General features: G+C 64.4%; 13 protein-coding genes. 9 read left to right on the top strand and 4 right to left on the bottom strand.

All coding sequences use genetic code 11. From position 1 onward, the window contains the following. Position 1: 1 nt before the first annotated feature. The 4 genes from sdhA to QMK31_RS07610 all read right to left on the bottom strand — a co-directional run bounded on the left by sdhA (position 2) and on the right by QMK31_RS07610 (position 3,984). A complete protein-coding gene (gene sdhA, locus QMK31_RS07625; RefSeq protein WP_283500354.1) occupies positions 2-1,804 on the bottom strand; it encodes a succinate dehydrogenase flavoprotein subunit in 1,803 nt (600 codons plus the stop codon). A gap of 18 nt (positions 1,805-1,822) precedes the next feature. Further along, positions 1,823-2,275 (bottom strand): succinate dehydrogenase hydrophobic membrane anchor subunit, encoded by a 453-nt coding sequence (locus QMK31_RS07620; RefSeq protein ID WP_283500353.1) that lies wholly within the window; start codon positions 2,273-2,275, stop codon positions 1,823-1,825. Between the two features lie 12 nt (positions 2,276-2,287). After that, positions 2,288-2,701 (bottom strand): succinate dehydrogenase, cytochrome b556 subunit, encoded by a 414-nt coding sequence (sdhC, locus tag QMK31_RS07615; RefSeq protein WP_283500352.1) that lies wholly within the window; start codon positions 2,699-2,701, stop codon positions 2,288-2,290. Between the two features lie 110 nt (positions 2,702-2,811). Then, positions 2,812-3,984: a glycosyltransferase family 4 protein gene (locus QMK31_RS07610; protein ID WP_283500351.1), complete on the bottom strand. Its 1,173-nt coding sequence runs from the start codon at positions 3,982-3,984 to the stop codon at positions 2,812-2,814. Positions 3,985-4,080: 96 nt separating this feature from the next. On the opposite strand from QMK31_RS07610, the gene QMK31_RS07605 reads away from it, so the two are divergent. The 9 genes from QMK31_RS07605 to QMK31_RS07565 all read left to right on the top strand — a co-directional run bounded on the left by QMK31_RS07605 (position 4,081) and on the right by QMK31_RS07565 (position 14,943). Further along, entirely contained in the window at positions 4,081-5,202 is a 1,122-nt protein-coding gene (locus QMK31_RS07605; RefSeq protein WP_283500350.1) for a mannose-1-phosphate guanylyltransferase, read from the top strand. 26 nt (positions 5,203-5,228) lie between these two features. Beyond that, the gene (locus tag QMK31_RS07600; RefSeq protein WP_283500349.1) at positions 5,229-6,308 is read left to right on the top strand and encodes a BMP family lipoprotein; all 1,080 of its coding nucleotides are present in this window, start codon (positions 5,229-5,231) and stop codon (positions 6,306-6,308) included. Positions 6,309-6,450: 142 nt separating this feature from the next. Then, entirely contained in the window at positions 6,451-7,557 is a 1,107-nt protein-coding gene (locus tag QMK31_RS07595; protein ID WP_283500348.1) for a BMP family lipoprotein, read from the top strand. 90 nt (positions 7,558-7,647) lie between these two features. Continuing rightward, positions 7,648-9,168, top strand: a complete 1,521-nt coding sequence (locus QMK31_RS07590) for an ABC transporter ATP-binding protein (RefSeq protein WP_283500347.1) — start codon at positions 7,648-7,650, stop codon at positions 9,166-9,168. Beyond that, positions 9,165-10,439: an ABC transporter permease gene (locus tag QMK31_RS07585; RefSeq protein WP_283500346.1), complete on the top strand. Its 1,275-nt coding sequence runs from the start codon at positions 9,165-9,167 to the stop codon at positions 10,437-10,439. Before QMK31_RS07590 ends, QMK31_RS07585 begins: the two co-directional genes overlap by 4 nt. Continuing rightward, positions 10,436-11,734: an ABC transporter permease gene (locus QMK31_RS07580; protein ID WP_283500345.1), complete on the top strand. Its 1,299-nt coding sequence runs from the start codon at positions 10,436-10,438 to the stop codon at positions 11,732-11,734. Before QMK31_RS07585 ends, QMK31_RS07580 begins: the two co-directional genes overlap by 4 nt. Positions 11,735-11,739: 5 nt before the next feature. Beyond that, positions 11,740-12,144 carry a cytidine deaminase gene (locus QMK31_RS07575; protein ID WP_283500344.1) on the top strand — a complete coding sequence of 135 codons (405 nt, stop codon included), beginning with the start codon at positions 11,740-11,742 and terminating at the stop codon, positions 12,142-12,144. Positions 12,145-12,156: 12 nt separating this feature from the next. Then, positions 12,157-13,461, top strand: a complete 1,305-nt coding sequence (locus QMK31_RS07570) for a thymidine phosphorylase (protein WP_283500343.1) — start codon at positions 12,157-12,159, stop codon at positions 13,459-13,461. Between the two features lie 669 nt (positions 13,462-14,130). Further along, entirely contained in the window at positions 14,131-14,943 is an 813-nt protein-coding gene (locus QMK31_RS07565) for a putative endonuclease domain-containing protein (protein ID WP_283500342.1), read from the top strand. Positions 14,944-15,007 lie beyond the last annotated feature (64 nt).

Genomic DNA, 15,007 nt, shown 5'->3' with positions numbered 1-15,007 from the left:
CTCAGTACTTCCTCTCCATCGGCTGGTAGCGGGTGATGACAACCGGTTTCCAGTCGAGCTTGATGTGGTCGGCGGCGTCCGCGCTCATCGCGTCACCCGTGAGGTAGGCCATCGTGTGCTTGAGATAGTTCTCGTCGTCACGAACGAGGTAGTCCTCGCGCTGGTGTCCGCCGCGGCTTTCCTTGCGGTTGCGGGCGGAGTAGACGACAACCTCGGCGAGGTCGAGCAGGAAGCCCAGTTCAACGGCCTCGAGAAGGTCGGTGTTGAAACGACGACCCTTGTCCTGCACGGCGATGTTCTTGTAACGCTCGCGCAGCAGGTGGATGGTCTCGGTGACGGAAGCGAGGGACTCGTCGGTGCGGAACACCTGAGCCTTCTTGTCCATCTCCTCCTGCAGAATCTTGCGCAGCACCGAGATACGTTCGGTACCCGTCGACGAGCGGATGCCTTCCAGCAGTTCGCGCACCTCCTTGGCCGGGTCGTCCGGCAGGGGGGTGAACGAGGCCGTCTTGACGTACTCGACCGCGTTGTTGCCGGCACGCTTGCCGAACACGTTGATGTCGAGCAGCGAGTTGGTGCCGAGGCGGTTGGAGCCGTGCACCGAGACGCAGGCGCATTCGCCGGCGGCGTACAGGCCGGGAACGACCTGCTCGTTGTTGCGCCAGACTTCGGCCTTCACGTTGGTCGGGATGCCACCCATCGCGTAATGCGCGGTCGGCATGACCGGCACGGGCTCGGTGACCGGGTCGACGCCGAGGTAGGTGCGGGCGAACTCGGTGATGTCGGGCAGCTTGGTCTCGAGCAGTTCCTTGCCGAGGTGGGTGCAGTCCAGGTACAGGTAGTCCTTGTCCGGGCCGGCGCCGCGACCCTCCGCGACCTCCTTGAGCATGCAGCGGGAGACGATGTCACGCGGGGCGAGGTCCTTGATGGTCGGTGCGTAGCGTTCCATGAAGCGCTCACCGCTCGCGTTACGCAGAATTGCTCCCTCGCCGCGCGCACCCTCGGTCAAAAGGATGCCCAGCCCGGCCAGACCGGTCGGGTGGAACTGAAAGAACTCCATGTCCTCAAGCGGCAGGCCCTTGCGCCAGACGATGCCGACGCCGTCACCGGTGAGGGTGTGGGCGTTCGAGGTGGTCTTGTAGATCTTGCCGAAACCACCGGTGGCGAAGATGAACGCCTTGCCCTGGAACACGTGCAGTTCGCCGCTCGACAGGTCGAGCGCGACCACGGCTGAGGGCTGGTCGACGCCGTCGACGTTGGTCATAACGAGGTCGAGCACGTAGTACTCGTTGAAGAAGTTGATGCCGCGCTTGACGCAGTTCTGGTACAGCGTCTGCAAAATCATGTGGCCGGTGCGGTCGGCGGCGTAGCAGGCGCGTCGCACCGGGCTCTTACCGTGATCGCGGGTGTGGCCGCCGAAGCGACGCTGGTCGATCTTGCCCTCTGGCGTGCGGTTGAACGGCAGGCCCATGTTCTCGAGGTCGATGACCGCGTCGATGGCTTCCTTGGCCAGGATCTCGGCGGCGTCCTGGTCGACCAGGTAGTCGCCACCCTTGATCGTGTCAAAGGTGTGCCATTCCCAGTTGTCTTCCTCGACGTTGGCGAGGGCCGCAGCCATCCCGCCCTGCGCCGCACCGGTGTGCGAACGCGTCGGGTAGAGCTTGGAGATGACCGCCGTGCTGGCGTGGGGGCCGGCTTCGATGGCGGCACGCATGCCGGCACCACCCGCTCCCACGATCACGATGTCGAACTGGTGGTAGTGAACGCCGTCCACGAGGGTGGAGGTGGGTGCAGGTGTCGTCATGATGAGTTTGCGGCGCTCCTATAGGGTCGAGCAGACAGCGGGGAGAAGGTCGGCGGGCGAACCGGCCGGGCAGGCATCGAACGTGTAGACCACGAGGGTTCCGAGAACGATCAGCGAGACGACGCTGAGCAAAATCGCGACCTTCAGGATGCCGCGGCTGATCCGCGAGGTGGCGTAGTCGTTGACCAGGGTGCGCATGCCGTTGCCGCCGTGGATGAGCGCGAGCCAGAGCATGAGTACGTCCCAGGTCTGCCAGAACGGGCTCGCGAGCTTGCCGGCGACGAAGGCGAAGTTCAGGGCGCTGACACCCTCACCGAGCATGAGGTTAACGAACAGGTGGCCGAAAATCAGCACGATCAGCACGACGCCGGAGACGCGCATGTAGATCCAGCCCCATTTTTCCCAATTGAGACCGCGCTTTTTCGCCGAGCGAGTGTACGGGCTGCGAGGAGCTTCGATTGTTGAAGTCATGTCTGTTCCCCCTTATTCGCTGAACACGTTGATGAGGTGACGCGGCACGAAGCCCAGCATCGTGACGACCCAGAGGCCGATGACCACGTAGAACAGCACGCGCTGGTACTTGGCATTCCAGAAGTCGATCAGGATGATGCGCAGTCCGTTGAAAGCGTGGAACACGATGGCGCCGACGAGTGCGACCTCACCGAGCCCCATGATCGGCGTCTGGTACTGCGAGATGACCGCGTTGTAGGCCTCGGGGCTGAGGCGAACAAGGGCCGTGTCGAGAATGTGAACGAGCAGAAAGAAGAAAATCGCGACGCCGGTGATGCGGTGCAACACCCACGACCACATGCCCGTGTTACCCCGATAGAGGGTGCCGGCGGGGCGACGTGACGTCGTCTTCTGCTGAGAATCTAGGGTTCCTGCCGTCTGTGGCATGAACAACCCTCCCTGGCTGAATTATGGCTCTTTAGTGAGACCGAGAATGCGCTATAAGCACATCTCAGTATTCTACAAGTGCTCCGCCCACTCGTGCCGGTTAGGGTCGCCTAACGTTGCATCGAGGGCGGTACGTGCGTGTTGGCGCGCACCGCGAGACGCTCGTCGATGGCCTGCTCGTAGTAGTCGACCAGCTCGGCGCAAACCGTCGGCCAGGAGCGCCCGAGCACCGCCCGACGCCCGGCTTCACCCATCCGCGCCCGCAGCATCGGGTCCTGCACGAGCTGGGCCACCCAGTGCCGCAGGTCACGATCGTCGTCCGGCCGAAACAGGTAGCCGTTCTCGCCGTGCGCCACGAGGTCGATCGGCCCGCCCGCGTGGGGAGCCACCACGGGGAGCCCCGCGGCGTGCGCCTCCTGAATGGTCTGCCCAAACGTTTCTTCGGTGCCGGCGTGCACGAACACGTCGAAACTCGCGTAGGCGACGGCGAGTTCGGTGCCCGAGAGCCGGCCCAGCCAGGTGACCGGCATGCCCGCGAGCGCGCGCCGTATAGAAGGCAAGCTCGGCCCGTCACCGACCAGCGCCAAACGGATGCCCGGCACGCCGCGCAGCGCGCGCAGCCGTTCCACCTGCTTCTCCGGTGCCATGCGGCCGACATACCCGACGATGACGTCGCGCGCTGCGCCGTCGGAGGGCGACGGCGAAATCCGTTCCCGGAGGGTCCAGACCGCCGGGTCGTTCTTCAGATTCGGGTGAAAACCGGTGAGGTCGACGCCGCGGGTCCACAGGGCCAGCCGGGGCACGCCGAGCCGCAGCAGGGCAGCCATCGATGACGACGACGGAACCAGGGTGCGGGTAGCGCCCTCATGCACCCACTTGACGAATCGCCAGGCCAGCGCGGTGGCGGGGCCGAGATGGTTTCGGTGGGCATAGCCGGCGACATCCGTTTGAAAGATCGCGACCGAGGGAACGTCGAGCCGGTTGGCTGCGCTGATGCCCTGGGCGCCGAGCAGGAACGGCGACGCAGCGTGTAACACGTCGGGGCGAAAGTCGGCGAGCAGCTTCTGCACCTGCGGGCTCGGCATGCCCACTGGAAACTCGCGGTAATGGACGGCGGAGACGGTGTGCACCGGAAATCCGGCATAGTGCGTCGGGGCGCCGGAGGGGGCGATGACCATGGCTTCGTGTCCGTTAGCGGCCAGATGCTCGAGCACCTTGCAAACGCTCGTGGTCACCCCACTGATGGTGGGGAGAAAACTTTCGCTGATGACTGCGATCCGCATAATTTCAGAGTAGGCAGCGGCCATTGCCGCCGAGTGACGGGCGCATGAACAGTGGTGTCCGGCTGTCCCAGTGGGGCTGGCCGATAGTCTGGGCCAATGATTACGTCCAGTGAGCCCATCGCCCGCCTGTACAGCGTGATTCCCGCCGGCGGCATCGGCTCCCGGTTGTGGCCGCTGTCGCGAGCGGATGCTCCCAAGTTTCTGCACGACCTCACCGGCTCCGGCCACACCCTGCTGCGGGACACCTGGGACCGTCTCGTGCCGCTGTCGGGCGAGCAGCGCATCATGGTCGTCACCGGGCGAGCCCATCGTGCCGCGGTCGAGGTGCAGCTGCCCGAGTTAGCCGACCCGAACGTCGTGCTCGAGAGCGAACCGCGCGATTCCACGGCCGCGATCGGCCTCGCCGCCGCCATCTTGCAGCTGCGGGAACCCGGCGTGATCATCGGATCGTTCCCGGCCGACCAGGTCATCAAGGGCGACGGCCTGTTTCGGTCGGCGGTGACCGAGGCTGTCGCCGCAGCGGACGCCGGCTACATCGTCACGATCGGTATCCAGCCGACCGAGGCGGCGATCGGCTTCGGCTACATCAAGAGCGCGGCGTCGCTCGCGGTCGATGGCGCCCCCACCGCCCTCGCCGTCGATTCCTTTGTGGAGAAGCCGAGCCCCGAGGTGGCTGAACGGTACGTCGCCGACGGCAACTACCTGTGGAACGCCGGCATCTTCATCGCACGTGCCGATCGTCTGCTCGCCGAGATTAAAGCGGCCGAACCCGAGCTCTACGCCGGGCTGATGAAACTCGCCGAAGCCTGGGACACCCCGGCCCGCGGCGCCGTGGTCGATCAGGTCTGGCCGCGCCTCAAGAAGATCGCCATCGACTATTCGGTCGCCGAACCCGCCGCAGCGGCCGGCAAACTCGTTGTGATTCCCGGCCAGTTCGAATGGGACGACGTGGGTGACTTCGCCTCGATCGCCAAGCTGCACTCCGGCGGTCGCAAATCCAACCTCGCCATTCTCGGCGAGGGCGCCCGGGTGCTCGCCGACTCGTCGAGCGGCATCGTGTTCAGCCACACCGGTCGCATGATCGCGCTCATCGGAGTCGAAGATATCGTCGTGATCGACACCCCCGACGCCCTGCTGGTCACCACGAGCGCGAACGCCCAGAAGGTCAAGGCCGTCGTTGACGCGCTGAAGTTGTCCGGTTCCAGCGACGTGCTCTAGGCCCGACCTGACTAGAATTCCAGTTCATGCTTAAGGGAGTGTCCATGCGTCGCTTGATCACTGTTTCTGCCCTCGCGGCATCCGCTCTGCTGCTGGCCGGGTGCGCGCAGGCGCCGACCCCCACCGCGACAACGGATGCGACGGCGCCCGACTACTGCGCCCGCATGGTCACGAACTCCGGCGGCCTCGAAGACCGTTCCTTCAACCAATCCAGCTGGGAAGGGCTGCAGGAAGCGGCGACGAAGTACAGCATTGACACCGACGCGATCGTGTCGACCTCGGAGACCGACCTGGCACCCAACGTGGCCCAGGCTGTTGCCACCGGATGCCAGTTCGTGCTCACCGTCGGCTTCGAACTGGCCGACGCGACCCTCGCCGAGGCGACCGCCAACCCCGATGTGCATTTCGCGATCGTCGACGAGGTCGTCGATGCGCCCAACGTGAAACCGATCGTCTTCGACACCGCCCAGGCGTCGTTTCTGGCCGGCTACCTGGCCGCCGGTGTGAGCAAGACCGGCACAGTCGCCACCTTCGGCGGCGGCAACCAGCCGCCCGTCACACTGTTCATGGACGGTTTTGTCGACGGAGTCGCCATGTACAACGACAAGCACGAAACGACGGTCGAGGTGCTCGGCTGGAACAAAGACACCCAGGACGGAAGCTTCACGGGCGACTTCGAAGACGTCAACAAGGGCAAGGCCCTGGCTCAGTCGTTCATCGACCAGGGAGCCGACATCATTTTGCCGGTGGCCGGTCAGGTCGGGCAGGGCGCTGCCGCTGCAGCGATCGAAACCCCGGGCGTCTCGATCATCTGGGTCGACAACGACGGCTACGTGACCCTGCCGGAGCAGTTTCAGTCGGTCGTGCTCACCAGCGTGCTGAAGAACACGTCCGCCGCGGTCGTCGAGACCATCGGAGCTGACCTCGACGGCAGCTTCGACAACTCGGCCTTCGTGGGAACGTTGAAGAACGGCGGCGTCGAAATCGCCGATTTCCACGACCAGGCCGCCCTCGTCTCGACCGAACTCGTGGATGAACTCGACCAGATTCGAGCCGCGATTATAGCCGGGATTATTGCCGTAGAAGGTCCCAGTTCACCCCAGTAGGGGGAGAATTCTTTCTGGAATGTCGCGGCTTGGTAACGACTCGCTCGCGCACCCAGATTGCTCATCTGCGCAGCCTCAGATTCGGTAACGTGGATCGCAACACGCCCGTGCGATCTCGCTGGGCAGCATCCTGGAGGTCCTCTTGACAATTTCGACCCGTAAGACCGTACTCACCGGTCTTGCAATGTTCGGCACTGTGGCGATGCTCGCGGCCTGTGCCCAGGCGCCCGCCACGACCGACAACAGCAACGGCGCCGCCGCTAGCGATTTTCTGCCCTGCATGGTCTCCGACGAGGGTGGATTCGATGACCAGTCCTTCAACCAGCTCGGCTTTGAGGGCCTCAACGAGGCCGCAGAGGCACTCGGCGTCACACCGAAGACGGTTGAGTCCGCGACGGAGACCGACTACCAGTCGAACGTGCAGAACCTGGTCGATCAGGGCTGCAACCTCATCGTGACCGTCGGCTTCAACCTGGCTGCAGCAACGGTTGAGTCGGCGCTCGCCAACCCCGAGGTCAACTACGCCATCATCGACAATGATGCCGACCTCGACTTTGACGGCACGGTAGACGCGCCGAACATCAAGCCCATCTTGTTCGACACCGCTCCGGCTGGCTTCATGGCCGGTTATGCGGCTGCCGGTTACAGCAAAACCGCAGTCGTCGGAACCTACGGCGGATTGCAGATCCCCCCGGTCACCATCTTCATGGATGGCTTCGCTGATGGCGTCGCGTACTACAACGAGAAGAACGGCACCGCCGTGCAGACCATCGGCTGGGATGTCGCCTCGCAGACCGGTTCCTTCACCGGTGGTTTCGCCGCGGGCGTCGAGTCCCTCGCCAAGGCCCAGGGCCTGATCGACCAGAACGCCGACGTGCTCCTGCCCGTTGGTGGACCGATCTTCCTGAGCGCGATCGAGGCAATCAAGAGCTCAAGCAAGGACATCGCCATGATCGGTGTTGACGCCGACCTGTTCGAGACCAACCCGGCCGGTTCCAGCCTGTTCCTCACCAGCATCCTGAAGGACATCAAGCTGGCAGTGTCCGACGTCGTGACCTCCTCCGGATCGGGCACGTTCGACGCGGCGGCCTACGTCGGAACGCTCGACAATAAAGGCGTGGGGATCGCACCGTTCCACGACTTCGAATCCAAGGTTCCCGCAACCATGACCGACGACGTCGACGCCATCAAGGCCGGCATCATCGACGGTTCGATCACGGTCGAATCGCCTGCTTCGCCCAAGCAGTAATAGGCTATTTGAAAGGGGGAGGCCGGATCGTCGGCCTCCCCATTTCATTACCCTCGTGCCCGCCACGCTCGACCCAAGAATTCAGGATGAATGAAGCTCGAACTACGCGGCATCACGAAGCGCTTCGGTGCGCTGGTCGCCAACAACAACATCTCCCTCACCGTCGAGTCGGGCGAAATTCACGCACTACTGGGTGAGAACGGCGCTGGCAAGTCCACCCTGATGAACGTGCTGTACGGCCTGTACATCGCCGAAGAGGGCGAAATTCTGCTCGACGATGTTGTGCAAAAATTCGCGGGCCCCGGCGATGCCATGAAGGCGGGTATCGGCATGGTGCATCAGCACTTCATGCTCGTTCCGGTGTTCACCGTCGCCGAGAATGTCGTTCTCGGCCACGAGCAAACCACCTTTGGTGGCCGACTCGATCTCACCGCCGCCCGAGCCAAAGTGCGCGAGATTTCTGACCGGTTCGGCTTCGACATCGACCCTGATGCGCTCATTGAAGACCTGCCGGTCGGCGTGCAGCAACGCGTGGAGATCATCAAGGCGCTCTCGCAAGACGCCAGGGTGCTGGTCTTCGACGAACCCACCGCCGTTCTCACTCCGCAGGAGACCGACGAGCTCATGATCATCATGCGCCAGCTCGCCGAATCTGGCACCTCGATCGTGTTCATCACGCACAAACTGCGGGAGGTGCGCGCCGTCGCCGACCGCATCACCGTCATCCGCTTGGGAACCGTGGTGGGGGAAGCGTCGCCGACCGCGACGAATGCTGAGTTGGCCTCCCTCATGGTGGGCCGTGCGGTTGAACTGACAGTGCACAAGAACGCTCCAGAGCTGCGTGGAACCGCCCTGTCCGTGAAAAACCTCTCCGTTATCGACGCCCGCAACCAGATCGTCGTCAACAATGTGAGCTTCGACGTTGCGGCCGGTGAAGTGTTGGCCATCGCCGGGGTTCAGGGCAACGGCCAAACCGAGCTGACCGAGGCGCTGCTCGGGCTGCAGCATCACGTGACCGGGTCGATCGACCTTGACGGTAAGCCTTTGCGCGGCTTCAGCGTGCGGCACATTCTCGATTCCGGCGTCGGGTTCGTACCCGAGGATCGCACCGAAGACGGGCTCATCGCCGATTTCAGCATCGCCGAGAACCTCATGCTCGACCGCAGCTCCGGGGCGCCGTTCGTCAAGGCCGGCAACCTGCAGTTGGGGTTTAGGGCCAAGTTCGCCGCCGAGAAGATTCGCGAGTTCGATATTCGCTCGCAGGGCAGCGATATGCATGCCGGCCGGCTCTCCGGTGGGAACCAGCAGAAGGTGGTGCTGGCACGCGAGCTGAGCCGGGAACTGCGCCTGTTCGTGGCAGCGCAACCGACTCGTGGGCTCGACGTGGGTTCGATCGAGTTCGTGCACACCCGCATTATCGAAACGCGAGATTCCGGTATTCCGGTGATCGTGGTATCCACCGAGCTCGACGAGGTCGTCGCTCTCGCAGACCGCATCGCGGTGATGTATCGAGGAGAAATCGTTGGAATCGTACCTGGCAACACCCCCCGTGCCACGCTGGGTCTCATGATGGCCGGCGAACCCGCGCCCGCAACGGAGGCCGCACTGTGAGCGACGCAGCAGCACCGGCTCCGGCTTACGGACCGGGCAAGAAGGACGGGTCTGAGCGGTGGACCCAAACCCTGCGCGACATCACCGGCGGAAGCGCCATGATCTCCGTTCTCGCCGTCGCCCTGGCGCTCGTGGTCGGCGCCGTTCTGATTGCCTTCACTAATGAACGTGTGCAGGAAACGTCCGGATATTTCTTCTCCCGGCCGCTGGACATGGTGCAGGCCGTCTCGGACGCCGTCGCCGGGGCGTACTCCGCCCTCTTCCAGGGGTCCATCTACAACTTTCGGGCCAATAATTTTCTCACCGCTATTCGCCCACTCACCGAGACGCTCACCTTCGCGACGCCGCTGATTGCGGCCGGTCTGGGTGTTGGGCTCGCCTTCCGAGTGGGAATGTTCAACATCGGTGGCCGCGGTCAGATGCTCATTGCTGCCGGGGCTGCGGGGTATGTCGCCTTCGCGATCGAGCTTCCAGCCGGTATTCACCTGATCGTCGCCATTCTGGCCGGGCTGCTCGGCGGCGCGATGTGGGGCGGAATCGTGGGCCTGCTCAAGGCCCGCACCGGTGCGCACGAGGTGATCGTCACGATCATGCTCAACTTCGTGGCGCTCTATCTCATTCAGTTTCTGCTCCGCACGCCGGGCGCCCTGCAAGCTCCGGGCAGTAACAACCCAAAGACACCGGCGATGTTGCCCACCGCGGTGTTCCCCGACCTGTTCGGCCCCCGGTACAACCTGCACGCCGGTTTTCTTACCGTCATCGCGGCCACGATTTTTGTGTGGTGGCTGCTGAGTCGCTCCAACCTCGGTTTTCAGTTTCGAGCCGTCGGGCAGAACCCGAACGCGGCCAGGGTAGCCGGCATCAACGTGAAGAACGTCTACATGTATGCCATGGCAATTTCTGGCGCACTCGTTGGCCTGGCCGGCATCAACCAGGTGCTCGGCACGGTAACCACCGGGTTTGGAGCCGGCATCGACGCGGGCATCGGCTTCGACGCGATCACGGTGGCGCTCCTCGGTCGTTCCAAGCCCTGGGGCATCTTCGCCGCGGGCATCCTCTTCGGTGCTTTTAAGGCCGGCGGGTTTGCCATGCAGGCCGCCGAGGGTGTGCCCATTGATATCGTCGTCGTCGTGCAGGCACTCATCGTGCTGTTTATCGCGGCGCCGCCGCTGGTGCGCGCCATGTTCCACCTGCCGACACCGGGCGCCACCAAAAAACCCAAAATTCGCGCCGACACGGGGCGCACGACCAACGAGGTGGTGGCGAAATGAGCACGATCACACAGAGCCCCGCCCCGACGCCGGCGTCGGCACCAATCGTGAAGGCGACGGCCCAGATTCGCAGCTGGAAGATTCCGATCACCTTCGGCGGCTTCGCCGTGCTGTCGTTGTTCCTGTTTGTTCTGCTCGGTCGTGGCCAACGCGGTGAGCTGAGCACCTTCCGCCTGTCCCAGGCCCGTGACGTGATCCAGCTGCCCGAGGTGGCCCTGCCAACCTTTGCGACCGGGGTGTTCGTCGCGATCGTGCTCGTGTTTCTGGCCGCGGTGTCGGTCTGGCTGGTCTACGGCCACCGCAAGATTCCGATCGTGCTGACAATTCTGTTCGCCCTTCTGTTCCTGGTCGGGTTTCTGGCCTGGGCGGCATCGGGTTCGACCATTCCGGTGCCCGGGCTGCTGATCGGAACGGTCACCCTGAGTGCCCCGCTCATCTTCGGTGCCCTCGGCGGAGTACTCTCCGAGCGCGCTGGCGTCGTGAACGTGGCCATCGAAGCGCAGCTGCTGGCCGGGGCGTTCAGCTCAGCGGTCGTCGCCTCCGCCACGGGCAACCCCTACCTCGGCCTGCTCGCCGCGATGGTGGCCGGAGCGCTCGTGTCTATGGTGCTCGCCGCGTTCGCGCTCAAGTACCTCGTCGACCAGGTCATCGTCGGTGTCGTGCTCAACGTGCTCGTGATCGGCCTCACCAGTTTTCTCTACTCGCAGGTTCTCGCACCGAGCGCCAACCTCAACTCACCGGATGTCTTTCCCCGACTCAATATTCCGCTGCTCAGCGAAATCCCCATCATTGGCCCGGTACTGTTTCGCCAGACCATCATCGTCTACGTCATGTACGTTGCCGTTGTCATGGTGTATTTCGGCCTGTTTCGCACCAAGTGGGGACTGCGCGTTAGGGCCGTGGGGGAGCATCCGCAGGCCGCGGACACTGTCGGCATCAACGTCAACCGCACCCGTTTCGTCGCCGTCACCCTCGGCGGCGTCATCTCGGGCTTCGGCGGAGCGTACTTCACCCTTGGCGCTGTCGGTGCGTTCAACAAGGAGATGACCAACGGCATGGGCTTCATCGCCCTGGCCGCGGTGATCTTCGGCCAGTGGCATCCGATCAAGGCCACCCTCGCCGCGCTGCTGTTCGGTTTCGCGACCAACCTACAGAACGTGCTGGGAATCATCGGTTCGCCGGTGCCGAGCGAATTCATGCTCATGCTGCCTTACGTCGTGACGATCTTCGCCGTTGCCGGGTTCGTGGGGCGCTCGAGGGCGCCCGCCGCCGACGGAAAGCCGTACATCAAGTGAGTGCGGTGACCATCGACTGGGCGCTGCTGCGCTCCCAGGCTCTCGCAGCGATGGCATGCGCCTACGTGCCGTACTCGCAGTTTCCGGTTGGCGTCGCGGCTCTCGTCGATGACGGGCGGGTGATCAGCGGATGCAACGTGGAGAACGCCTCCTACGGTCTCACCCTCTGCGCGGAGTGCGGCCTCGTCTCGGCGCTGCACCGAAGCGGCGGTGGCCGCCTCGTCGCGTTCACCTGTGTCGACGGGAATGGCGGCATCCTCATGCCGTGCGGTCGGTGCCGGCAGCTGCTGTACGAACACTCCGCACCCGGCATGCTGCTCGAAACCGTGTCCGGCGTCAAAACCATCGACGAGGTGCTGCCGGATGCGTTCGGGCCGCGCCAGCTCGCCGAGTACCACGCCACAAGCTAGGGAGTATCGAACGTGACCACCATCGAAGCGTTTGACGCCGTCGACCTGATCCACACCAAGCGTGACCGCGGCGAGCTCAGCGAGCCGCAAATCGACTGGCTGATTGATGCCTACACTCGCGGGTATGTCGGCGACGAGCAGATGGCCGCCATGACCATGGCGATCTTTCTGAACGGCATGACCCGCAGCGAGATTCGCGCTCTGACCATGGCGATGCTGGCCAGCGGCGAGCGCATGAGCTTTGAGGGGCTCGGCAAACCGACCACCGACAAGCACTCCACCGGTGGCGTCGGCGACAAGATCACACTGCCGCTCATGCCCCTCGTTGCCGTGTTCGGCGCGGCCGTGCCGCAGCTTTCCGGCCGCGGCCTTGGCCACACCGGCGGAACCCTCGACAAGCTCGAGTCGATTCCGGGCTGGCGCGCGAATCTGACCAACGCCGAGATGCTCAAGCAGCTGCAGGAGATCGGCGGCGTGGTCTGCGCGGCCGGCAGCGGCCTGGCTCCGGCCGACGGCAAGCTCTACGCCCTGCGCGACATCACCGGCACGGTCGAGGCGATCCCGCTGATCGCGTCGTCGATCATGTCGAAGAAGATCGCCGAGGGAACCAGCGCGCTCGTGCTCGACGTGAAGTTCGGCTCCGGCGCCTTTTTGAAAGACATCGAGCGGTCGCGGGAACTGGCGCGCACGATGGTTGAGCTCGGCGAGGATGCCGGGGTGGCGACATCCGCAATGCTTACCAACATGAACGTGCCGCTCGGTTTCGCCATCGGCAATGCCAACGAGGTGCGCGAATCGGTCGAGGTGCTCGCCGGCGGCGGCCCGGCCGATGTGGTGGAGCTCACCGTTGCCTTGGCCGAGGAAATGCTCTCGCTCGCTGGAATCACCGGCGTCGACGTGGGTGCCGCGCTGAAGGACGGCCGGGCCATGGACAAGTGGCGGGCCGTGATTTCGGCGCAGGGCGGCGACCCGGATGCCGCGTTGCCGGTCGCGCGTGAAACCCACGTGGTGCTCGCCGAGCGTAGCGGTGTGCTGGTCGAACAGCAGGCGCTCCCCTTCGGGATCGGCGCGTGGCGGCTCGGCGCTGGCCGGGCGCGCAAACAGGATCCGGTGCAGCATGCCGCCGGAATCGATCTGCACGCCAAGCCCGGCGACACCGTCGTTGCGGGTCAGCCGCTGTTCACGCTGAGCGCCGACGAGCCGGCGCGGTTCGCGCGAGCGCTGGAAGCCGTCGCGGGTGCCTGGCGAATCGGCGACCCAGGGGAGCCCGTGCTGGATGGCGGACCGCTGATCGCCGAGCGGGTCGGGAGTCGCTAGGCGCTTCGCACTCTGTGCGCGCCAGACGGCGGGCTCTTCGGGCGTAAGCTGCGAAGCGTACCGCCCCGCGTCGGGCCTGTGCCCGCGTTGGGCTCCAGGGCCGGTTGGCGTCAGTTGCTCATTACGTACTGACGTACTGACGTACTGACGTACTGACGTACTGACGTACTGACGTACTGACGTACTGACGCGAGAAGCCATCTTCGGCCCCATCGTTTTCGCGAGTTGCCACTTTCGGCCCCTTGGGAGGCCGTCAAGGGGCCGATGCTGTCGTCTCGCGTGGGCTGCATCGGGTTTATGGGGCCGATCCTGTCGTCTCGCGCGGGAGGGAGAGGCTCATGGGGCGGATGCTGTCGTCTCGCGTGCCGTGCGCCCAGTGCATGGGGCCGATCGTGTCGTGTCACGTGGGTGGCGAAGGCTCAAGGGGCTGATCGTGTCGTCTCGCGGCTGACCACGCGCATAGGTGCAGGTCTAGAAGCGAGCCGCCGCGTGGATCGTGCCGAGTGCCTGTGCCCGTGCCCGTGCCTGTGCCTGTGGATATCTTTTGCGGGCTGCGAGCCAGTGTGGAACCCTCTGGGCATGCATAATCGAATCCTGCTTCCGCCCGGCTTTGCAGATCGGGCCTTCACCGTTAGCCAGGCTGAGGCCGCGGGGATATCGGCTAAGCGGATGCGCTCGCGCGATATTGAGCATCCGTTTTGGGGTATCTGCCTGGCGGCGGGCAGCATCCATGACGTGAAAGACCGCTGCCGGGCATTTCTGCCCCGGATGCCCGCGGGCGCTTTCTTCAGCCATGCCACGGCAGCTTTGCTCTATGGAATGCCGCTGCCGGGAAATCTGGAAACCGACCCACGCATTCACGTGACCGTGGTGGCACAGAATCGTTCGCTGCGAGCAGTTGGCGTCGTCGGTCACTGCGTGGCCGTTCGGCCGGAGGTGAACAGTGTTGCGGGGTTGCCGGTGCTGGAGCCGATTTCGGCGTGGTGCCAGCTGGCAGACGTTTTGACGCTGAACGACCTGGTCGCGGTCGGTGACCACCTGCTCAGGCCGGAACTCGGCCTCGCGACCGCGCCGGAGATCACCGCGCGGATCGTGCAGTATTCGGGGAATCGTGGCGCCCGTCGACTGCGCGCGGCGGGAGCCTTGATTCGCCCACGGGTGGAGTCCAGGCGGGAAACGTTTCTGCGTCTGTTCCTGATGATGTGCGGGTTTCCCGAACCGGAAACAAATGTGAACATTCCGCTGCCGGCAGGCAAGCGAGGGGTTCGCGGGGATCTGGTCTACTTGCGTTACAAGATACTGGTGGAATATGACGGAGAGCAGCACCGCACCGACGCGGCTCAGTACAACCGCGACGCCGAACGCCTGCACGATTTGCGTGGCGCCGGCTGGCTGGTGATCACGGTGCGGAAAGGGTCCTCGCAAGACTGGGTACGATCCGCCGTGGATGGGGCGCTGCGGTCGCGGGGGTGGCGTCCGTAGCGGCGTGCATGCACGGGCGTTGCGGTGGCCATAGCGGATGCCGGCACTCGCTGCGGACCCGCCG

Source organism: Cryobacterium sp. PH31-O1 (assembly GCF_030063455.1).
Taxonomy (GTDB): domain Bacteria; phylum Actinomycetota; class Actinomycetes; order Actinomycetales; family Microbacteriaceae; genus Cryobacterium.
Note: the sequence above shows the minus strand (reverse complement) of the source record. Positions and strands in the feature narration are given on the sequence as shown.